Annotated in this window: 19 protein-coding genes; 4 read left to right on the top strand and 15 right to left on the bottom strand. The window is 71.0% G+C overall.

Going from position 1 to position 21,131, the window contains the following annotated elements:
- Positions 1-55 precede the first annotated feature (55 nt).
- The 11 genes from dut to FHT37_RS02880 all read right to left on the bottom strand — a co-directional run bounded on the left by dut (position 56) and on the right by FHT37_RS02880 (position 11,266).
- A complete protein-coding gene (dut, locus tag FHT37_RS02930) occupies positions 56-505 on the bottom strand; it encodes a dUTP diphosphatase (RefSeq protein ID WP_091723772.1) in 450 nt (149 codons plus the stop codon).
- A 128-nt stretch (positions 506-633) separates the two neighbouring features.
- Complete coding sequence (coaBC, locus tag FHT37_RS02925; RefSeq protein WP_091723770.1) at positions 634-1,863, bottom strand: bifunctional phosphopantothenoylcysteine decarboxylase/phosphopantothenate--cysteine ligase CoaBC; 1,230 nt, start codon at positions 1,861-1,863, stop codon at positions 634-636.
- Between the two features lie 125 nt (positions 1,864-1,988).
- The gene (trmB, locus tag FHT37_RS02920) at positions 1,989-2,750 is read right to left on the bottom strand and encodes a tRNA (guanosine(46)-N7)-methyltransferase TrmB (RefSeq protein WP_091723768.1); all 762 of its coding nucleotides are present in this window, start codon (positions 2,748-2,750) and stop codon (positions 1,989-1,991) included.
- Between the two features lie 54 nt (positions 2,751-2,804).
- Positions 2,805-4,124, bottom strand: coding sequence for a thymidine phosphorylase (deoA, locus tag FHT37_RS02915; RefSeq protein WP_183481170.1), 1,320 nt, complete (start codon positions 4,122-4,124; stop codon positions 2,805-2,807).
- A gap of 166 nt (positions 4,125-4,290) precedes the next feature.
- Positions 4,291-5,055, bottom strand: a complete 765-nt coding sequence (gene deoC, locus FHT37_RS02910) for a deoxyribose-phosphate aldolase (RefSeq protein ID WP_147242228.1) — start codon at positions 5,053-5,055, stop codon at positions 4,291-4,293.
- A gap of 155 nt (positions 5,056-5,210) precedes the next feature.
- Positions 5,211-6,068, bottom strand: a complete 858-nt coding sequence (locus FHT37_RS02905) for a purine-nucleoside phosphorylase (protein WP_254783231.1) — start codon at positions 6,066-6,068, stop codon at positions 5,211-5,213.
- A 38-nt stretch (positions 6,069-6,106) separates the two neighbouring features.
- A complete protein-coding gene (locus tag FHT37_RS02900; protein ID WP_183478731.1) occupies positions 6,107-6,550 on the bottom strand; it encodes a cytidine deaminase in 444 nt (147 codons plus the stop codon).
- 2 nt (positions 6,551-6,552) lie between these two features.
- Positions 6,553-7,518: an ABC transporter permease gene (locus FHT37_RS02895; protein WP_091723758.1), complete on the bottom strand. Its 966-nt coding sequence runs from the start codon at positions 7,516-7,518 to the stop codon at positions 6,553-6,555.
- Positions 7,511-8,644, bottom strand: coding sequence for an ABC transporter permease (locus FHT37_RS02890; RefSeq protein ID WP_183478729.1), 1,134 nt, complete (start codon positions 8,642-8,644; stop codon positions 7,511-7,513). The genes FHT37_RS02895 and FHT37_RS02890 overlap by 8 nt, the downstream gene beginning before the upstream one ends.
- Positions 8,641-10,236: an ABC transporter ATP-binding protein gene (locus tag FHT37_RS02885; RefSeq protein WP_183478727.1), complete on the bottom strand. Its 1,596-nt coding sequence runs from the start codon at positions 10,234-10,236 to the stop codon at positions 8,641-8,643. The genes FHT37_RS02890 and FHT37_RS02885 overlap by 4 nt, the downstream gene beginning before the upstream one ends.
- 25 nt (positions 10,237-10,261) lie before the next feature.
- A complete protein-coding gene (locus tag FHT37_RS02880; protein WP_254783229.1) occupies positions 10,262-11,266 on the bottom strand; it encodes a BMP family protein in 1,005 nt (334 codons plus the stop codon).
- A 310-nt stretch (positions 11,267-11,576) separates the two neighbouring features.
- Between FHT37_RS02880 and FHT37_RS02875 the strand changes: the two genes are divergently transcribed.
- Genes FHT37_RS02875 through FHT37_RS02860 form a run of 4 tightly spaced genes read left to right on the top strand, consistent with a single transcriptional unit; the run spans position 11,577 to position 15,910 of the window.
- Positions 11,577-11,909: a FeoA family protein gene (locus FHT37_RS02875; RefSeq protein ID WP_183478726.1), complete on the top strand. Its 333-nt coding sequence runs from the start codon at positions 11,577-11,579 to the stop codon at positions 11,907-11,909.
- On the top strand, positions 11,902-13,767 hold the full coding sequence (locus FHT37_RS02870; RefSeq protein ID WP_183478724.1) for a ferrous iron transporter B: 1,866 nt from the start codon (positions 11,902-11,904) through the stop codon (positions 13,765-13,767). Before FHT37_RS02875 ends, FHT37_RS02870 begins: the two co-directional genes overlap by 8 nt.
- A 50-nt stretch (positions 13,768-13,817) precedes the next feature.
- Positions 13,818-15,671 (top strand): DUF885 domain-containing protein, encoded by a 1,854-nt coding sequence (locus tag FHT37_RS02865; RefSeq protein ID WP_183478722.1) that lies wholly within the window; start codon positions 13,818-13,820, stop codon positions 15,669-15,671.
- Complete coding sequence (locus tag FHT37_RS02860) at positions 15,668-15,910, top strand: SlyX family protein (protein ID WP_183478720.1); 243 nt, start codon at positions 15,668-15,670, stop codon at positions 15,908-15,910. The genes FHT37_RS02865 and FHT37_RS02860 overlap by 4 nt, the downstream gene beginning before the upstream one ends.
- A 71-nt stretch (positions 15,911-15,981) precedes the next feature.
- Here FHT37_RS02860 and FHT37_RS02855 read toward each other — a convergent pair whose 3' ends face one another.
- The 4 genes from FHT37_RS02855 to FHT37_RS02840 all read right to left on the bottom strand — a co-directional run bounded on the left by FHT37_RS02855 (position 15,982) and on the right by FHT37_RS02840 (position 20,942).
- Positions 15,982-16,692: a glutathione S-transferase N-terminal domain-containing protein gene (locus tag FHT37_RS02855; protein WP_091723740.1), complete on the bottom strand. Its 711-nt coding sequence runs from the start codon at positions 16,690-16,692 to the stop codon at positions 15,982-15,984.
- Positions 16,693-16,809: 117 nt separating this feature from the next.
- Positions 16,810-17,511, bottom strand: coding sequence for a signal peptidase I (gene lepB / locus FHT37_RS02850; protein WP_183478718.1), 702 nt, complete (start codon positions 17,509-17,511; stop codon positions 16,810-16,812).
- Positions 17,512-17,655: 144 nt separating this feature from the next.
- Entirely contained in the window at positions 17,656-19,200 is a 1,545-nt protein-coding gene (locus FHT37_RS02845; RefSeq protein ID WP_183478716.1) for a hypothetical protein, read from the bottom strand.
- On the bottom strand, positions 19,200-20,942 hold the full coding sequence (locus tag FHT37_RS02840) for an Hsp70 family protein (RefSeq protein WP_183478714.1): 1,743 nt from the start codon (positions 20,940-20,942) through the stop codon (positions 19,200-19,202). The genes FHT37_RS02845 and FHT37_RS02840 overlap by 1 nt, the downstream gene beginning before the upstream one ends.
- Positions 20,943-21,131: the final 189 nt, after the last annotated feature.

The raw sequence follows: 21,131 nt of genomic DNA, 5'->3' as shown, positions 1-21,131 counted from the left end.
TCGCTGACTCCGGCCTGCGAGTCGCAGCGTGGGCTGCGCGGGGTGGTGGCCCGGGTCAGGCCTTGCCGGTCGAGCCGAAACCACCCTCGCCGCGCGAGGAGGCGTCGAAGTCATCGACCACGCGGAAGGTCGGCTGCACCACCGGCACGATCACCATCTGCGCGATGCGCTCCATCGGCTGGATGGTGAAGCTGTCCTTGCCACGGTTCCACACGCTGACCATCAGCTGGCCCTGGTAGTCGGAGTCGATCAGGCCCACGAGGTTGCCCAGCACCACGCCATGCTTGTGGCCCAGACCCGAGCGCGGCAGGATCATCGCCGCCAGGCCGGCGTCGCCGATGTGGATCGCCAGGCCCGTCGGCACCAGCACCGTGTCGCCCGGCGCGAGCGTGATCGCCTCGTCCAGGCAGGCGCGCAGGTCCAGGCCGGCGCTGCCGGTCGTCGCGTAGGCGGGAAGCTGCTCGGCCATGCGGCGGTCGAGCACCTTGAGATCGATGGTGGTCATGGAGTCAACGGGAAGAGAGTCGGGATGCCGCCATCGCCCATCGCCGCCCTCGCCCCCGGAACGGCCGGGGCGGCGTGAGCGCTTCGGGCGACGCGCGCGCCGGACGGCGCACCGCGCGCGGCGGAAAGTCAGGCAGTGTAGGTGGTGAGCCGCTGCGCGATCTCGCGCACCAGCTCGCGGGCCAGCGTCAGCTTGTCGGCACGGGAGAGCTCGCGCTCGCCGCGCGCGTCGACCAGCGTCAGCGCGTTGTCGTCCTGGCCGAAGGTCGCCGGTCCGACATTGGCCACGATCAGCGGCACGTTCTTGCGCTGGCGCTTCTCGCGCGCGTGCTTGATCAGGTCCTGGCTCTCCGCCGCGAAACCGACGCACAGCGGCGGCTGCGGCAGCGCGGCCACCGTGGCCAGGATGTCGGGGTTCTCGGCCAGCGCCAGCGCGGGCGCGACCGCCTCGCCGGCCTTGGCGTTCTTCTTGATCTTGTGCTCGGCCGCCTGCGCCGGCCGCCAGTCCGCCACCGCCGCCGTGGCGACGAAGACCTGGTGCGTCGCCGCGCGCGGCAGCACCGCGTCCAGCATCTCGCGCGCGCTCTGCACGTCGATGCGGGTCACGCCCAGCGGCGTGGGCAGGTGCACCGGGCCGGCCACCAGCGTCACCTCGGCCCCGGCCTCCGCCGCCGCGCGCGCGATGGCGAACCCCATCTTGCCGCTGGAGCGGTTGGTGATGCCGCGCACCGGATCGATCGCCTCGTAGGTCGGGCCCGCGGTGATCAGCAGCTTGCGACCGGCCAGCACCTTGGGCTGGAAGTGGGAGACGACGTGCTCGAGCAACTGCTGCGGCTCCAGCATCCGGCCATCGCCGACCTCGCCGCAGGCCTGGTCGCCGCTGCCGACGCCCAGCACCTGCGCGCCGTCGGCCCGGACCTGCGCCAGGTTGCGCTGCGTGGCGGGATGGGCCCACATCTCGCGGTTCATCGCCGGCGCCAGCAGCAGCGCGCAGCGCTGGGCCGGGCGCGCCAGCGCGGTCAGCGACAGCAGTTCGTCGGCGCGGCCCTGGGCCAGCTTGGCGATCATGTCCGCGCTGGCCGGCGCGATCAGCATCACATCGGCCTCGCGGGTGAGGTTGATGTGCGCCATGTTGTTCTCGGGCCGCGCATCCCATTGGCTGGTGAAGACCGGCCGGTTCGACAGCGCCTGCATCGTCACCGGCGTGATGAAGGCCTCGGCGGCCTCGGTCATCACGACCTGCACCGTGGCGCCGGCCTTGACCAGCAGCCGGGTGAGCTCGGCGATCTTGTAGCAGGCGATGCCGCCGGACAGGCCCAGCAGGATGTGCCGACCGGCGAGGGAGTTGGATTCGGACATGGGGCGGAACTCTACCAGCGCGCCCCTTTTGACGGCCTTGAATGGCCTTGCGGGCCGGTCCGTGCCTGACCTTGGTCACGCAGCGATGCACCGCGGCCGCGCGGTCGCGGGGCCAGCGGCGCGATTCAGCCCTTGCGCTTGAAGACCAGGTCCCAGACGCCGTGACCCAGCTTCAGGCCGCGATGCTCGAACTTGGTGAGCGGGCGGTAGTCCGGCTTGTCGGCGTAGCCGTCGGCGCGGGACGAGGCATTCACCAGGTCCGGATCGGCGCTCAGCACTTCCAGCATCTGCTGGGCGTAGGGCTCCCAGTCGGTGGCCAGGTGCAGGTAGCCGCCCGGCGCGAGGTGCTTCACCAGCTTGGCGACGAACGGCGGCTGCACCAGGCGGCGCTTGTTGTGCCGCTTCTTGTGCCAGGGGTCAGGGAAGTAGATGTGCACGCCGGCCAGCGAGCCCGGCGGGATCATCTGGTCCAGCACCTCGACGGCGTCGTGCTGGAAGATGCGGATGTTCGGGATGTCCTGCTCGCCGATCAGCTTGAGCAGCGCACCGACGCCGGGCTCGTGGACCTCGCAGCCGATGAAGTCGGTCCCCGGCAAGGTCCGGGCGATCTGGGCGGTCGGGCCGCCCATGCCGAAGCCGATCTCGAAGACCACGGGCGCCTTTCGGCCGAAGGTGGCTTCGTAGTCGAGCGCTTCGGGCTTGAACGGCAGCACGAACTTGGGGCCGAGTTCCGCGAGCGCCTTGATCTGCCCGGTGCCCATGCGACCCGCGCGCACGACGAAGCTGCGGATGCGGGCGCGCGGGTGGTTGGCGCCCTCGCCCGCCGGCGATTCGCTGGCGTCGTCGCTGTCGATGGGATCGTCGTTGGGGTCGATGGAATCGGGCATGGCGGGAATCAGGGAACGAGGGGCGGGATTCTACCGATCGGCATCGCCCCGCAGTCAGCCCAACTCAGCCATGACGAGCGGTGCCGGCGCCCAGTTCGGCGCGTCCTCGATGGTGACTGCCGCCAGCACCTGCGCGATCGCGCGTTCCGCGGAGGCCTCGTCCGCCGCGTGGACGAAGGCGATCGGATCGCCCGCCGACAACACGTCGCCCGATTGCGCGAAGCGATCCAGCCCGACCCGCATGTCGAGCGCGTCGCCCGGCAGGCGCCGGCCGCCGCCCAGCTCCACGATCACCAGCCCGATGTCCCGCGTCTTCATCCCGACGACCCGCCCCGCGCGCGGCGCAGGCACCGCGCGCACGACCGGCGCGGCCGCGAGATACGCATCCGGCCTCTCCATCAGGTCCGCCGGCCCGCCCAGCGCCGCGACCATCTTCGCGAAGCGCTCCGCCGCCGCGCCGCTGTCCAGCGCCGCCTGCAGCTTCAGGCGCGCGGCCGCCGTGTCAGGCGCCAGCCCACCCAGCACCAGCATCTCGGCGCACAGCGCGAGCGTCAGTTCATGGGTGCGGGCCTCGCGCGGCCCGTCGCCCTTCAGGTAGTCGATGGCCCCGCGCACCTCCAGCGCGTTGCCCACTTCCCGCCCCAGCACCTGGTTCATGTCGGTGATCAACGCCCGCGTGCGCAGGCCTGCGCCGCCGGCCACCTCGACGATGCTGCGCGCCAGCTCCTGGCCGAACTCGGGCGTCGCCGCGAAGGCGCCGTTGCCGCACTTGATGTCCATCGCCAGGCCCTGCAGGCCGGCCGCCAGCTTCTTCGACAGGATGCTCGCGGTGATCAGCGGCACGCTCTCGACGGTGGCGGTGATGTCGCGCACCGCGTAGAAGCGCTTGTCGGCGGGCGCCAGGTCGCTGGTCTGGCCGATGATGGCGCAGCCCAGCGTGCGGACGATGCGGTCGAAGTCCGCCGGCGCCGGCGTCGTCGTGTAGCCGGGGATGGCCTCGAGCTTGTCGACGGTGCCGCCGGTGTGCCCCAGGCCGCGGCCCGCGATCATCGGCACGTAGCCGTCGCAGGCCGCCACCATCGGCGCGATCATCAGGCTCAGCTTGTCGCCCACGCCGCCGCTCGAGTGCTTGTCCAGCACCGGCCCCGGCATGTCGGGCCAGCGCATCACGCGGCCGCTGTCCATCATCGCGCGCGTCAGCGCGACCGCCTCGTCCCGTCCCATGCCGCGCAGGAACACCGCCATGCCGAGCGCGGCCACCTGGCCCTCGCTCCAGCTGCCGTCCACCAGCCCGCGCACGAAGTGCCGGATCTGGGCCCCGTCCAGCGCGCGCCCCTCGCGCTTGGCCCGAATGATTTCCTGCGCCAGCATGATCGCCACGTCCCTTCGATGTGTGGTCGTTGTCTCAGCGCCCCTTGTCGGCCGGGGCGTCGCTTCGTGATGGTCATCGCGGCAGCGTCGCGGATTCGTCGCGATGCGCCGCTCGCCGAGCCGCTTCTTTGTCGCGTCTTTGCCGCTTCTGCGCCCGTGCGTCGTCGCGTCAGTAGGCCGCGCTGACGGCCGCGCTGTCCTGCCCGGCCAGCACCGCCTCGATGTCGCCCAGCAGCCCGCTGGCGCCGAAGCGCATGCGGTGGGCCGTCAGCGCGCTCACGCCCAGCGCATCGGCGGCGAGCTGCAGGTAGCCGCGCGCATCCGCCACCGAGCGGATCCCGCCCGAGGCCTTGAAGCCCGCGTTGCCCAGGCCGCTCGCCGCGATCTCGCGCAGCATCGTCGCGGCCGCTTCGGGCGTGGCCGACACCGGGCTCTTGCCGGTGCTGGTCTTGACGAAGTCGGCCCCGGCCATCAGCGCCTGGCGCGTGGCCTCGGCGATGCGCGCCGGCGAGCCCAGCTCGCCCGATTCGATGATCACCTTCAAGGTCAGCGGGCGCGTCGCGTGGCGGACCTCCGCGAGGAACTCCGCCACCTCGGTCGATTGCCCCGCCATCAGCGCCTTGTACGGCAGCACCACGTCGACCTCCTGCGCGCCGGCCTGCGCGATCGCGTCGACCTCGGCCAGCACGCGCGGCAGGTCGAGGCTGCCGTCGGGGAAATTGGCGACCGCCGCGACCCGGATGTCCGCGGGCAAGGCGGCACGCGCCTGCGCGACGAAGCGCGGCCAGACGCAGACCGCGGCGACATGGCCGCGCTCCGGCGCGCCGATGGCGCGGGCGCACAGCGCGTCGATGTCGGCCGCGGTGTCGCCGTCGTTCAGGCTGGTCAGGTCCAGGCATTGCAGCGCCAGTCGCGCCGCTTGTTCAAGACTCATCTCGGTCTTCATCTACTGCTCCCAGGGCTGCGTCACGCAGCGCGCGGCGTTGGCTGGCCGGCGCACGGCGCCGCGCGCCCCGTGCTCCGGACGGAGGGGCGATCACGGCCTCGCGAGGCCGGACCACCGGCCCGATCTTGCGCCTTCCGGGCGGATCAGCCCTTGAGCGATGCCAGCGTCGCCAACGAGGCCAAGTACTGGCCCAGGAAGGCCGCCGCGCGCTCGCCCGAGGCCTTGGCCTGCTGCAGCGTCAGCGCGTGCGTCAGCGCCTCGTCCGACATGCCCGCGGCCATGTTGGTGATCAGCGCCAGACCTGCGACGCGCAGCCCGGCATGACGCGCCAGGATGGTCTCCGGCACGGTGCTCATGCCGACCGCGTCCGCGCCCCAGGCGGCGAACATGCGGATCTCGGCCGGCGTCTCGAAGTGCGGACCGACGGCCCACACGTACACGCCTTCGGTCAGCACCATGTTGAGGTCGCGCGCGACCTTGAAGCCCTGCTGACGCAGCTCGGCGTCGTAGGCGACGCTCATGTCGCAGAAGCGGTCGCTGCCCGGCAGGCCGGTCAGCGGCGAGCGCTGCGGCGCATTGATGTGGTCCGAGATCAGCATCAGGCTGCCCGGCGGCTGGTGCGAGCGCAGGCTGCCCGACGCATTCGTCAGCACCAGCACCTTCACGCCCCAGGCCTTCAGGCTGCGGATCGCGCCGGCCATGCCGGTGCAGTCGCCGCTCTCGTAGGTGTGCGCGCGGCCGCGCAGCATCGCCACGCGCTGCTGGCCGACGCGGCCGACGGCGATCTCGGCCACGTGGCCCTCGACCTTGGGCTGGGGGAAGGCCGGCAGCTGCGCATACGGCAGGTGCTTCGCGTCCTGCAGCTGGTCGACGGCGCCGGCCCAGCCGGAGCCCAGCACCACGGCCACTTCGGGGCCTTGCTCGCCGAAGGTGGCCTTCAGCGTGGCGATGGACGTGGTGATGGCGGCGTCGAGCTCGGCGCCGTGCAGGGGCATGGACATGGTTCTCTCCTGTCGCGGCCGTCGTGGCCGCGTCGATGTCAGTTCTTCAGATGGTCGGGACCGAAGCTCGCCGGCAGCAGCTGCTCCAGGGTCCAGTGCGCGCGCACGCCGCTGGCGTCGCCCGCGATCACGATCAACTCTTCGGGCCGCGCGAATTCGCGCAGCTTCTGGCGGCAGCCGCCGCAGGGCGTGATGATTTCCGAGCCGGCGCCGGTCACCATCACCGCGCGGGCGATGCGCCCGCCGCCCATGATCATGTGGCCCAGCGCATTGGTCTCCGCGCACCAGCCTTGCGGGTAGGCAGCGTTCTCGATGTTGCAGCCGGCATGGATGCGGCCGTGCTCGTCCAGCACCGCGGCGCCGACGAAGTACTTCGAGTACGGCGCATGCGCATGCTGGCGCGCGTCGAGCGCGGCCTTCAGCAGGCGCTCGATGACGTCGGCGGGCAGCGGGATCGAGGCGATGAGGTTCTGCGGGCTCATGTTCAGCGCTCCTTCACGTAGGGCTTGCTCAGCGCCTTGGGCGCGATCGCCTGGCCGATGAAGCCGGCCAGCAGCACCACCGTCAGGAGATAGGGCAGCGCCTGGATCAGTTGCACCGGCACCTCGCCGATGCCCGGCAGCGACACGCCCTGCAGGCGGATGGCGACGGCGTCCAGGAAGCCGAACAGCAGGCAGGCGCACAGCGTCGGCACCGGCTTCCACTTGCCGAAGATCATCGCGGCCAGCGCGATGAAGCCGCGGCCCGCCGTCATGTTGGGTGAGAACGAAGCATTCTGCGCCAGCGTCAGGTAGGCGCCGCCCAGGCCGCACAGGATGCCGTTGAGCGCCAGCGCGGTGTAGCGCAGCCGCGGCACGGACACGCCGGCGGCGTCGACCATCGCCGGGTTCTCGCCGACCGCGCGCAGGCGCAGCCCCGGGCGGGTGCGCTCCAGGAAGAACCACACCACGACGACCAGCGCGAAAGCCAGGTAGACCAGCGCGTTGTGACTGAGCAGGCCGTGGCCGATGACCGATGCGGCCCAGCTCCCCCGCGCTGGCTCGGCCCACTGCGGCAGCAGGCCGGTGATGCGCTGCTCGGCGGCGATCGGCGGCGTCTGGCCGCCCTGCGCGAACCAGGCGATGCCCAGCACCACCGTCAGGCCGGCGGCCACCATGTTCAGCGCGACGCCGGAGACGACCTGGTCGCCCCGGTGCGTCACCGTGGCGAAGCCGTGGACCATCGACATCGCGATCGCCACGCCGATCGCGGCCAGCAGGCCCAGCGTCGTCGAGTGCGACACGCTGGCCACCGCGGCCGCGGCGAAGGCGGCCGAGAGCATCTTGCCTTCCAGGCCGATGTCGACCACGCCGGAGCGCTCCGACAGCAGGCCCGCGAGCGCGGCGAACAGCAGCGGCGTGGTGACGCGCAGCGTCGACGCCAGCACCGAGCCGATCAGCACCTCATCCATGGGACTTCCCCTCCGCCGCGCGCTGCTTGCGCGCGAATGCCGCGTAGAGCTTCGCGAACATCGGCGCGCTCACCATCGCCATCGCGCCGGCGAACAGCACGATCAGGCCCTGCACCGTCACCACCATCTCGCGGCTGAAGCCGGGCACCTCGAAGGAGACCTCGACGCCGCCCTGGTACAGCGTGCCGAACAGCAGCGAGGCCAGCACGATGCCCACCGGGTGGTTGCGGCCCATCAGCGCCACGGCGATGCCGGTGAAGCCGGCGCCGGCGACGAAGTCCAGCGTCAGCTTGCCCTGCACGCCGGCGATCTCGTTGACGCCGACCAGCCCGGCCAGCGCGCCCGACAAGCCCATCGCCGCCAGCACCTGCCAGCGCGGCCGGATGCCGGCGTAATGGGCGGCGCTCGGATTGGAGCCGACCGCGCGCAGCACGTAGCCGGCGCGGCTCTTCCACAGGAACCACCAGACGAAGACGCTGGCGGCCAGCGCCAGCAGGATGGACAGGTTCAGCGGCGAGGACGGCCACTCGATGCCCAGCTTCGCGAGCAGCTCATGGACCGCCGGCATGCGCGCCGAGTCGGCGAAGGCATCGCTCTCCACCGACATCGAACCCGCCGGACGCAGCCAGTTCACCAGCAGGTAGCCGTTCAGGCCGGCGGCGAGGAAGTTGAACATGATGGTCGTGATGACCACATGGCTGCCGCGCCAGGCCTGCAGGTAACCGGGCACCGCGGCCCAGACCATGCCGAACAGCGCCGCCGCGAGGATCGCCAGCGGGATCATCACGAAGCCCGGCAGCTTGGGCGCCAGCCACAGCGAGAGCAGCGCCACGCCGATGCCGCCCAGCGTCGCCTGCCCTTCCCCGCCGATGTTGAACAGCCCGCCGTGGAAGGCGACCGCCACGGCCAGGCCGGTGAAGACGAAGGTGGTCGTGTAGTAGAGCGTGTAGCCCAGGCCGCGCGCGCTGCCCAGCGCGCCCTCGAGCAGCACCGACAGCGCCTGCACCGGGCTGGCGCCGATCAGCAGCACCACGCCGCCGGCCACCGCCAGCGCGATCAGCAGGTTCCACAGCGGCAGCAGGACGAGGTCCATCCAGCGCGGCATCTGCAAGGCTTGGGCGCTCATGCGGCGGTCGCCGCGGCCGCGGCGTTCTCGTGGGAGGGGGAAGCGGACATCAGCAGGCCCAGGTTCTTCTCGGTGCAGGCGTCGATCGCGAGCTCGCCGGTGATCCGGCCGGCGTTCATGACGATGACGCGGTCGGCCAGCGCCAGGATCTCGTCGAGCTCGCTGGACACGACCAGGATCGCGCAGCCCGCGTCGCGCAGGCGGCGCAGCTGGTTGTGGATGAATTCGATCGCGCCGATGTCCACGCCGCGCGTGGGCTGGCCCACCAGCAGCACCGCCGGCTGCTGGCCGATCTCGCGCGCCAGGATCAGCTTCTGCTGGTTGCCGCCGGAGAACTTGGACGAGCCCAGTTCCGCGTTGCGCGGGCGCACGTCGAAGCGCTCCATCATCCCGGCGGTCCGCGCGCGCAGGTGGCGCTGGTTCATGCCCAGGCCCAGCGGGCCGGCGCGGTACTGGTCCTGCCCGTGATAGCCCAGCGCGGCCGTCTCCCAGGCCGGGAAGCTCAGCACCATGCCCAGCGCGTGACGGTCCTCCGGCACGTGCGCGAGCTTGAGCTCGCGCGCGGTGCGCGGGTCCATCCACGCCTGGGCCGTGAAGTCGCGGCCCGCGACATGCAGCGCGCCCGCGTCGGGCGCGCGCATGCCGGCCAGCACTTCCAGCAGCTCGCTCTGGCCGTTGCCGGACACGCCGGCCACGCCGACGATCTCGCCCGGACGCAGCGCCAGCGTCGCCTGGCTCAGCAGGTGCACGCCGGAGCCGGAGTCGCTCGCCACCGTCAGGCCCTCGGCCTTCAGCACCGGCTGCTCCGACCGCGGTTTGACCGCGCCGCCGTCGCGGCCCAGGTTGACCTTGCGGCCCACCATGCTCTCGGCCAGGTCCTCGGGACTGGTGTCGCCGATCGCGGCCGTCTTGATCACGGTGCCCGCGCGCATCACGGTCACCGCGTCGCACAGCGCCATCACCTCGCGCAGCTTGTGCGTGATCAGCAGGATGGTCGTGCCGCGCTCGCGCAGGCGGCGCAGCACCTCGAACAGCTGGTCCGTCTCCTGCGGCGTCAGCACCGCGGTCGGCTCGTCCAGGATCAGGATCCGGGCGCCGCGGTACAGCGCCTTCAGGATCTCCAGCCGCTGCAGCTCGCCCACCGGGAGGTCGGCCACCGTCGCGTCCAGCCGCACCGTCAGGCCGGTGTCGCGCATCAGCGTTTCGAGCTCGCGTCGCACCTGGCGCTTGGCGCGCGACAGGAAGAACGCCGGCTCGGCGCCCAGCATCACGTTGTCCAGCGCGGACAGCGTGTCCACCAGCATGAAATGCTGATGGACCATGCCGATGCCCAGCGCGATGGCCTGATGCGAATTGGCGATCGAGACGCGCTGGCCGTCGACCTCGATGTGGCCCTCGTCGGCGTGGTAGTAGCCGTAGAGGATCGCCATCAGCGTGCTCTTGCCGGCGCCGTTCTCGCCGACCAGGCCATGCACCGTGCCGCGCTCGACGGCCAGGCTCACCGCCCGGTTGGCCTGCACCGCGCCGAAGCGCTTGGAGATCTCGCACAGACGGACCGCGGGCGCGGCGGCGCCGCGTGGGGACTGTGTCATGTCAGGGACGCTCGCTCGCGATGGGTCAGTTCTTGCAGGCGTTGTCGGCCATGTAGTCGGCGACCTTGATCTTGCCGGCGATGATGTCGGCCTTGTAGCCGTCGAGCTTGGCCTTGACCGCGGGCGCGATCAGCTTGGCGTTGTTGGCGTCGACGGCGTACTCCACGCCGCCTTCCTTCAGGCCCAGCACGCTGATGCCGGGCTTCCATTCCTTGAGCACGTTGTAGACGGCCACGTCCACGCGCTTGACCATGGAGCTCAGCATGGTGCCGGGCTGCAGGTGGTTCTGGTTGCTGTCCACGCCGATGGCGAACTTGCCGGCGTCCTTGGCCGCCTGGTACACGCCCACGCCGGTGCCGCCGGCCGCGGCGAAGACCACGTCCACGCCCTTGGCGAACTGCGCCTTGGCCAGTTCGCCGCCGCGGGTCGGGTCGTTCCAGGCCGAGGCGGTCGTGCCGGTCATGTTCTTGAAGACCTCGACCTTGCCGTTGGCGGCCTTGGCGCCCTGCTCATAACCGCACTCGAACTTGCGGATCAGCGGGATGTCCATGCCGCCGACGAAGCCGACCTTGCCGGTCTTGCTGGTCAGCGCGGCCAGCGCGCCGACGAGGAAGCTGCCTTCCTGCTCCTTGAACAGCACCGACTGCACGTTGGGCTGGTTGACCTTCTCGTCGATGATGACGAACTTGGTCTTCGGGAAATCCTTGGCCACCTGGTTCAGCGCCGAGGCCTGGGCGAAGCCCACCGAGATGATGGGGCTCGCGCCGCGCTCGGCCATGCGGCGGATCGCCTGCACGCGCTGGGTCTCGTTGCTGATCTCGAACTCGAGGTACTTGCCGCCGGTGTCCTTCTTCCACTGCTCGACGCCGCGGTAGGCGGCTTCGTTGAACGACTTGTCGAACTTGCCGCCCATGTCGAAGATCACCGCCGGGGTGGTCTGCGCGGCCGCGGCGCCGGTCGCCAGGGCCAGCACCAGGCCGGCGGCGATCGAGGTGACGGTCGGGGCGAACGACAGGAAGGGCTTCATCATTGCGATCTCGATGCGAAGGGGTGAGGAGCAGCCGGGCATTCTAAGAAGGCGCGAGTGTAAGCCACGTCAAGGAAAACGCTAAACGTTTGCGGGCTCATCAAATCAGGGGCCGCCTCACTAAATCAGGCCATTGCACCCAGCTGGAATGCGGGCTAGTGGCTAGCAGTTCCCGTGCCGGCTCGCGCGGATCGCCAAACGCCCTCGGATTGACCGAAACATCACCCCGGCTCGGTCGAGCAAGTTGAGAATTACTATCATTTAGAATGTTTCGCTTCGCAAGCCCGCAGGCTCCTTCCGAGACCCCCACGACATGAGCGCTGTCCTTCCCGTCCCCACCCTCGCGCAGGCCGTCCTCGGCCAGGCGCACCGCGTCAAGTCGCTGCAGGCGCCGGCCCATGCGCCGGAATGGAAGCAGATGCTGGAGGAGCTCGGCTTCGTCGCCGGCGAGCACGTCGCCGTGCTGGCCCGCGCGATGCCCGGCGCCGACCCGCTGGTGGTGCGCATCGGCCAGTCGACCTTCGCGCTGCGCCGGGCGGAGGCGGACTGCGTGCTGCTCGAGGGCGGCACGAGCGGCGGGCTCACCGCGCCCTTCGACGCAGCGACCGATGCCGCGACCGGCCAGGCGGGGGCCGCCCATGCGTGAGGCCGTCGTCCACATTCATCCGGCCGGGCCGCTGCTGGCGCTGGTGGGCAATCCGAACTGCGGCAAGACCGCCCTCTTCAACCGCCTGACGGGCAGCCGCCAGAAGGTCGCCAACTACGCCGGCGTGACGGTCGAGCGCAAGGAAGGCCGGCTCAAGACGGCCGCCGGCAAGCTGCTGCGGGTACTGGACCTGCCAGGCACCTACTCGCTGTACCCGCGCTCGCCGGACGAGCGCGTCACCGTCGACGTCCTCGCCGGCCGCGCGCAGGGCGAGAAGCGGCCCGACCTGATCGTCTGCGTGCTGGACGCGACCAACCTGCGCCGCAACCTGCGCCTGTTCCTGTCGGTGCAGCGCCAGGGCCTGCCCTGCGTGGTCGCGCTGAACATGGCCGACCTGGCCCAGCGCCGCGGCATCGAGATCGACACGGCCAGGCTGTCCGCGCTGCTGGGCGTGCCGGTGATCCGCACGGTCGCCACCGACGGCCACGGCCTGGACGACCTGCGCGCGGTGCTGGACCAGCCCGAGCTGTGGAAGACCGCCAGCCCCGTGCCCGAGGGCGAGGACAACGCCCGCATCGGCCACATCCTCAAGGAACTCGGCCTGGACACGCTGCAGGGCGAGCTGCCCAGCGACAAGGTCGACCGCGTCGTGCTGCATCCGGTCTTCGGGCCGATCCTGCTGGCGGTGCTGCTGTTCTTCCTGTTCCAGGCGGTGTTCGCGTGGGCCGAGGTGCCCAAGGGCTGGATCGAGGCCGGCACCGGCTGGCTCGGCGAGCAGGCCGGCGCGCTGCTGCCCGAGGGCCATCTGCGCAGCCTCGTGGTCGATGGCCTGATCGCGGGCGTCGGCGGCGTGCTGGTGTTCCTGCCGCAGATCCTGATCCTGTTCTTCTTCATCCTGCTGCTGGAGGAATCGGGCTACCTGCCGCGCGCGGCCTTCCTGCTGGACCGGCTGATGGGCTCGGTGGGGCTGTCGGGCCGCAGCTTCATCCCGCTGCTGTCGAGCTTCGCCTGCGCGATCCCCGGGATCATGGCCACGCGCTCGATCGCCAATCCGCGCGACCGGCTGGTGACCATCCTGATCGCGCCGCTGATGACCTGCTCGGCGCGGCTGCCGGTGTATGCGCTGCTGATCGGCGCCTTCATCCCGCAGCGCGAGCTGTGGGGCGGCATCGAGCTGCAGGGGCTGGTGCTCTTCGTCCTGTACTTCGCCGGCATCCTCGCGGCGATGGCGGTGGCCTGGGTGCTCAAGCGCTTCACCGACGCGGGCCGCCAGGTGCGTCCGCTGATGATGGAACTGCCCAGCTACCACTGGCCGCATGCGCGCAACGTCGCGATCGGACTGTGGCAGCGCGCGGAGATCTTCATCAAGCGCGTGGGCGGCATCATCCTGGCGCTGACGCTGCTGCTGTGGGTGCTGTCGACCTTCCCCGGCGCGCCCGAGGGCGCCACCGGCCCGGCGATCGAGTACAGCTTCGCCGGCTACCTGGGCCGCGGCCTGGCGACGATCTTCGAGCCCATCGGCTTCAACTGGCAGATCAGCCTGGCGCTGGTGCCGGGCATGGCGGCGCGCGAGATCGCGGTCAGCGCGCTGGGCACGGTGTACGCGCTGTCGGCCACCGGTGACGACGCCACCGCGCAGGCGCTGACGCCGCTGATCTCGTCGACCTGGGGCCTGCCGACCGCGTTCTCGCTGCTGGCCTGGTTCATCTTCGCGCCGCAGTGCATCTCGACGCTCGCCGCGGTCAAGCGCGAGACCGGCGGCTACAAGATCCCGGCCGTCATGCTGGCCTACCTGTTCGGCCTGGCCTACCTGGCGTCCTGGCTGACCTTCCACATCAGCCGCTGGCTGCTGGCCTGAGGGCGGCCGGCGCGCGCCCTGCGGGCCCGGGCGGGCTATGCTCGCGCCCCATGACGCACCGCCCCACCCTTCGCGCGCTGGCCGTGGCCGCGCTGACCACCGTCGGCGCCTGGACCACCCTGCCCGCGCTCGCGGCCGATCCCGCCGCCCAGCCGACCCGCAACGTCCTGCGCCCCGAACCCGACGCGTCGGCTACCGCCGACGCGCGCTTCCAGCGCCTGGCCAACGACTACATCGAGGCGCTGTGGCGCCTGGATCCGGACGCCGCCATCGCCGCGGGCCGTTATGAATACGCCGACCGCCTGCCCGCGCCAGACAGCGCGATGCGCGCGCGCACGCTGGCCTTCGCGTCGGACTGGCTCCGGCGCTTCGAGGCCGTCGACGCGGCGACGCTGAGCGCGGCCTCGCGCACCGACCTGGGCCAGTTGCTCAACAAGCTGCGCAGCGACCGCTTTCAGCTGACCGAGCTGCGCGAGTACGAGTGGAACCCGTCCTTCCTCAACATCGCCGGGCCGATCGACTACATCCTCGCCACCGACTACGCGCCGCTGCCGGCGCGCCTGAAGACGATCTCGGCGCGACTGACGCAGGTGCCGGCCTATTACCGGGCCGGCGCGGCGCTGCTGAAGCAACCGACGCTGGAGCACACGCAGCTGGCGATCGACCAGGCGCCGGGCGTGCTGAGCGTGCTGGACGAAGTGGCCAAGGCCGCGCAAGGCCCGGACGCCGCGTCGCTGACCGCGGCCGAGCGCCAGCAACTCACCGTCCGCATCGCCGCGGCGAAGGCGGCCGTCAACGGCTATACCGCGCGGCTGAAGCAATGGCTGGCCGAGGGCAAGGCCAGCGGCAAGGCGCGCAGCTTCCGGCTCGGCCAGGCGCTGTACGAGAAGAAGTTCGGCTACGACATCCAGTCCACGCATTCGGCCGAGCAGATGTACCAGCGGGCGCTGCAGGCGCGCGAGGCGCTGCTGACGCAGATGGCGCAGCTGTCGGACCAGCTCTGGACGCAGACGATGGGCGACGCGCCCAAGCCCGAGGACCGCTTCGCGCGCATCGGCGCGGTGATCGGCAAGCTCAGCGAGCGGCACGTCAAGCGCGAGGACTTCGTCAAGGAGATCCGCGCGCAGATCCCGCAGCTGGAGCGCTGGATCAACGACCACGACCTGTTGACGCAGGACGCGAGCAAGCCGCTGATCGTGCGCGAGACGCCGGTGTACCAGCGCGGCGTCGCCGGCGCCGGCATCGAGGCGCCCGGGCCCTATCGCCCGCAGGACCGCACCTACTACAACGTCACGCCGCTGGACGACCTCACCCCCGAGCAGGCCGAGAGCTCGCTGCGGGAATACAACCACTGGATCCTGCAGATCCTCAACATCCACGAGGCCGTGCCCGGCCATTACACGCAGCTGGTCTACGCCAACAAGTCGCCGTCGCTGGTCAAGACCCTCTTCGGCAACGGCGCGATGGTCGAGGGCTGGGCCGTCTTCGGCGAGCGGATGATGCTGGAGTCCGGCTACGGCGGGAACGCGCCGGAGATGTGGCTGATGTGGGGCAAGTGGAACCTGCGCAGCGTCACCAACACGATCCTCGACTACAGCGTCCATGTGCTGGGCATGACCGAGGCGCAGGCGCTGGACCTGCTGCAGCGCCAGGCCTTCCAGACCGAGCGCGAGGCGCGCGAGAAGTGGCGTCGCGTGCAGTTGAGCTCGGTGCAGCTGACGAGCTACTTCAGCGGCTACAGCGACATCATGGAATTGCGCGAGCGGCGCCGGCAGGCGCTGGGCAAGGACTTCAGCGTCAAGGCCTTCAACGAGCAGTTCCTGAGCTACGGCAGCGCGCCGGTGTCGGTGATCGCGGAACTGATGTCGCAGCCGGCCGTCGCGGCGCCCAAGGCACAGCCATGAGCGCGAGCGGAGCAGATGTGGCCGCGGAGGTCCGGGTCCTGGAGGCGCGGGTCACCGAGCTCGAGATCAAGGCCAGCTTCGCCGAGGACCTGGTCGATCACCTCAACGCGCAGGTCGCGCGGCAGCAGGAGCAGATCGACGCGCTGGTGCGCGAGATCGCGCAGCTGCGCAAGCAGGTGCCCGAGGGACGAGGCGATGGCGCGGGCTCGCTGCGCGATGAGCTGCCGCCGCACTACTGAGGTCCTTCGACGGCCGCTGGCCCTCACCCCTGCCCTCTCCCGCAAGCGGGAGAGGGAGTCGAAGAGCGTGCTCAGGCGGTCGGGCGCGCGGGAATGTTGAGGCCGCGCTTGACCGCGTCGCGCGCCAGGAAGGCCGCGAGCACGCGCTGGACTTCCTTGAACTCGCTGAAGCCCACCAGCTCGCCGGCGCCGTAGAAGCCCACCAGGTTGTTGACCCAGGGCCAGATCGCGATGTCGGCGATCGTGTACTCGTCGCCCATGATCCAGCCGCGGCCGGTCACGCGCTGCTCGAGCACGCCCAGCAGGCGCTTCGATTCGTTGAGGTAGCGATCGCGCGGGCGCTTGTCCTCGTAGTCCTTGCCGGCGAATTTATGGAAGAAGCCGACCTGGCCGAACATCGGCCCGATCCCGCCCATCTGGAACATCACCCACTGCAGCGTCTCGTAGCGGCGTGCCGGGTCTTGCGGGATCAGCCGGCCGGTCTTCTCGGCCAGGTAGACCAGGATCGCGCCCGACTCGAACAGCGGCAGCGGCGCGCCGCCGGGGCCGTCCGGATCGATGATCGCGGGGATCTTGTTGTTCGGGTTGAGCGACAGGAACTCGGGCGTGAGCTGGTCGTCGGTCTGGAAGCTGACCAGGTGCGGCTCGTACGGCAGGCCCAGTTCCTCGAGCGCGATCGAGACCTTCACGCCATTGGGCGTGGGCAGCGAGTAGAGCTGCAGCCGCTCGGGATGCTGCGCGGGCCACTTCTTCGTGATGGGAAAGCGGGAGAGGTCCGTCATGAGGGTTCCGTCGATCGTTGGATGAAGGGGACGTGCGATTCTCGGCGCGGCCTCAGAGACCCTGCGCGACACAGGTCAATGCGGACCGTGCTGCAGGGCCGGTGTGGTTGACGCGCCTCAGCGCAGCGGCGCGGCGAACCGGTCCCAGCGCGGCGCCCAGCGGCCGGTGATGTCGGCCGAGACCAGCACGCGATGCGCCTGTCCGATGATGAGCCGGCGCGGCACGAAGCCGATGAAGCGCGAGTCCTCGCTGTTGTCGCGGTTGTCGCCCATCATGAAGAACTGGTCGGCGGGCACGACCACCGGGCCGAAGTCGCGCCGCGCGCGGACCTCCGGCAGGAACTGCACGACGCGGCGCTGGTCGCCCCATTGCTCGATCTCGCGCAGGCCGCGCACCGCCACGCCGGGCACCAGCGTCTCGTCCACTTCCTCGACCGGCGCGTAGGTCGCGGGCTGACCGTTGAGGATCAACCGGTCGCCGCGCAGCTCCACCGTGTCGCCGGGCACGGCGACGATGCGCTTGATCAGCCGGGTGCCGTCGCGCGGCGAGCCGAAGGTGACCACGTCGCCGCGGCGCGGCTCACCGGCGCGCCGCAGCGAGATGTCGGTCAGCGGCAGCTTCCAGTCGTAGGCCACGCGCTCGACGAAGACGACGTCGCCTTCGAGGATGGTCGGCCGCATCGAGCCGCTGGGCACCGGGTTCCAGTCCGCGATCGCGGTGCGGAAGAACAGGAAGCCGACCAGGAACAGCAGGAAGCCGCGGTTCTCGCGCAGCAGCTCGCGCAGACGGGCGATCGGGGGATGCTTCGGGGACGACATGCGGCACGCTCCGGGTCTGGGTGGATGAGCGCCCAGTGTGGGTCGCGCCGATCGCCGCCATCGCCCGCGCTGCGGTGGATGGCAGGAAATCGCGGGCGGATGGCGGTGAGCACGCGGTCGACAGCACGCGCTCGACCGCCAGCGTCAGCGGCCGCCGGCCACGCAGGCCGGTGCCTTCTCTTCCCAGCTTTCGACCCTCGCCTCGGTGAGCTTGGGGTCGGTGGTGACCAGCGAATCCAGTTTGATCGGCGCCGGCGGGAGGCCCGCCAAGCCGTTCGGGTGCGTGGCCACCTGCCAGACATCGGTCCGGCTCAGCAGCTTGAAGGCCCAGTCGTCGGCCGACCACTCGCTCGCCAGGCTGAGCATCGACGGCGCGGCATCGCCCCGCGTCGGCCCGGCCATCTGCGTGCAGACGGCAGCCCGGCGCACGATCGCCTCCGCCGTCGGCCCATGCCCCATCCGCAGCCAGCTGCCCTGTCGATAGAGCTCCCAGGCCGCCCGGTCGCAGGGCTCCCCGCGCGTCGCGACCAGCAGCCCATCCTCCGGGTCGAGCACCACCTCGTCCTTGCCGAAGAAATACGTCATGTCGGCGGAGCCGCCGTCACGCGAGCTGACGATCAGCACCGCCAGTCGGGTCAGGCGCTTCAGGTGCTCGCGGTCCTGGCACTTCGGTGGCGGCGCCTCGTGGGCGCAGCGGTTCAGCAGCTCGACCTGCCCGATGCTCAGCGCCTTCCAGTGCGCCTGCGACGCGGCGGCGAAACGGTCGGCGCAGCTCAGCGGCTTGGGCGCGTTGGGATCCTCGCCGCGCATCCACAGCAGGGACATGACGAGGCCCGCCGTCAGCAGCGGCGCGATCAGCAGCAGGAAGGCTGGCGACCTCAACCACTGCAGCCACTCGCGCCAGGTGGTGCGCGACGGCGGCGGCGGATCGCCGAGCCGGGGCGGCGGCGCTTCCCGCGGCGCCGGCGCGGCCGGCTCGCCGACCGCCAACGCGTGCCAGCGTCCGAGCTCGCCCGGCTGGCAGCAGATCTCGCGCACGGCGCTGTTCCAGTCGAACTCGCGATGCAGCGGCACTGCGTCGATCAGCGCCGGGCGCGGCTCCTCCGCCAGCCACAGCCAGATCGTGCGGGTGCGCTCGTCGAGCAGCAAGGCCGCGTCGATCCATCGATGCAGGCCGGCTTCATCACCGTCCGCCGGCAGCAGCGGCTGGCGCTCCGACCAGCGGAAGGCCTCGATGGCGGCGAAGAGCAGCAGGCCGGAGCGGCGGCGCAGGCTACGGCTCAACAGCGCGCCGACGACACGGCGTTCAAACGCCTCGCGGACCGCCAGCGAGGCCAGCGCCGGCAATGCCAGCGCGTTCCGCAGCAAGCCGACCGCGGCGGCCAGCGCGCGGGCGTCGACGCGCCAGAACGCCGCAAGGAAGTCCTCATAGGCGACCCCGGCGACCCGCTCCGGATCCACCTCCAGGTCGGGTTGGGGTTGGGGTGGCTCGATCTCGTGGAACCCGCGCCCTTCGCGCAGGTGCGCGATCGCCGCCTCGTAGTGACCCCGCAAGGCCTGGAACCCTTGGGGGTCGCGCGCGCGGTCCAGGCGCTTGAGCCGGGCGGCGTAGGCGGCCTTGACGTCCGCCTCCGTGGCCCGCTCGTCCAGGCCGAGCGCGACGAAGTAGCTGGGCAGGAAGACCGGCATCAGACCCCCAGCGGCGAGTCGGCCTCGATCGCGCGCACCAGGCGCTGCAGCATCTCGCCGCCCTGCTCGATGCGACGCGGCTCCTGCGAGTCGAGGTCGAGCTCGAAGCGCGTGATCGCCGTGCCCAGCTGCTCACGGTCCTCGCGGCCGACCTGCATGAACAGGCGCTCGGCGCGAGCGACCAGCGCGCGCACCTCCATGCGCTCGCGCGGATGCAGCTTCAGCTCGGACAGGGCCTTCAGCCGCTGCGCCACCTCCTGCGGCGACAGCCGCTCGTCGGAGTTCTGGATCACCAGACGCTGCGGCTCGCCCGCGGAGCGATCGGCCAGCATCGGCGTGGCCTCGACCTCGAGCAGGCCGTCGATGTCGTAGGTGAAGCGCACGTCGATGTGGGGCCGGTGCTCGGCGCTGAAGCGCGGCAGGTCCACGTCGAACTGGCCGAGCAGGATGTTGTCCTTCACCAGCCGCGCCTCGCCCTGGTACACGCGGACCTGGATGGACTTCTGCTGCGGATGGATGGGCGAGAACGACTCGACGCGGCTGGCCGGCACGACGGTGTTGCGCGGCAGGATCGGCGACATGAAGCCGGCCGTCAGCCGGTCGGCGCTCACCTGCCTGGCGCTCTCGATGCCCAGGGAATACGGGCAGACGTCGGTCATCACCCGCTCGGCCAGTTCCGCCGCATTGGCCTTCAGCCCGGCTTGCACCGCCGCGCCCAGCGCGACGACCTCGTCCGGGTTGATGCTGGCGTTCGGGAACTTGCCGAACATCCGCGTCACCAGCTGCCGCACCGCGTGCAGGCGCGAGCTGCCGCCGGCCAGCACGATCGCCGACAGGTCGGCGGTGCCGATGCGGGCGTCGCGGATCGCGGTCTCCACCGGCTGGCGCAGGCGCTCCAGCACGGGCTGGATCAGCCGCTCGAACTCCTCGGCGTGCAGCGTCAGGTCGACGGTGTGCGACTCGTGCTGGAACGCGATCGGCACCGCGCCGGACGGCCCCAGCGCGCGCTTGGCCGCTTCGCAGCGCGCCTTGAGCCTGGAGACGAAGCGCTCATCGCGCAGCAGCGCATCGGGCAGGCCGGCCGCGCTCATCACCCAGCGCTCGAGGCAGGCGTCCACGTCGTCGCCGCCGAGCTGGTTGTCGCCCGCCGTGGCGCGCACCTCCATCACGCCGGAGAACAGCTCGAGGATGGACACGTCGAAGGTGCCGCCGCCGAAGTCGAACACGAGGAACTGGCTGTCTTCCTGCTCGTTGAGGCCGTAGGCCAGCGCGGCGGCGGTCGGCTCGTTGAGCAGGCTGACCTCGACGAAGCCGGCGATCAGGCCGGCGTTGCGCGTCGCCGCCCGCTGCGCGTCGGAGAAGTAGGCCGGCAGGGTGATCACGGCGCGGTCGACGTCCTGTCCGAAGCAGGCCCGCACGTCGGCGCGCAGCGCGCGCAGCACCATCGCCGACAGCTCCTCGGCGCGGAACTTCCGGTCGCCCAGCGCGTAGCTGGTCGCCGTGCCCATGCCGCGCTTGAAGCTCGCCACCGTGCGGTCCGGATGCGATTGCAGCCGCTCGCGCGCCGCGACGCCGACCAGCACGCTGCCGTCCTCGTCCAGGCTCACCACCGACGGCGTGAGCGTCTGGCCCAGCGCGTTGGGGATCAGGTGGGAGGCGCCGTCGCGCCAGTAGGCGACCAGCGAGTGGGTGGTACCGAGGTCAATGCCGACGAGGTCGGGGACGAACGCAGAGGCGGTCATGGATCGAGGACGAGACAAGGGGGAAATCGGTGCGGGCCATGCCGCCGTGCGCGCGGCGGTCCGCGAGCGACGCGCCACACTATCCACCGGCCAAGCGACGCCCCATCGCCCTCGCGGGGGGTTGACGGGACAAGGCGACAGCGCGCGTGACGAATTGCGCGGATCGCGGCGGCCCCATAATCGCGCCCC

The organism is Mitsuaria sp. BK037 (assembly GCF_014193045.1).
Lineage (GTDB): Bacteria > Pseudomonadota > Gammaproteobacteria > Burkholderiales > Burkholderiaceae_C > Roseateles.
This window is presented reverse-complemented; position numbering and strand designations above follow the sequence as displayed.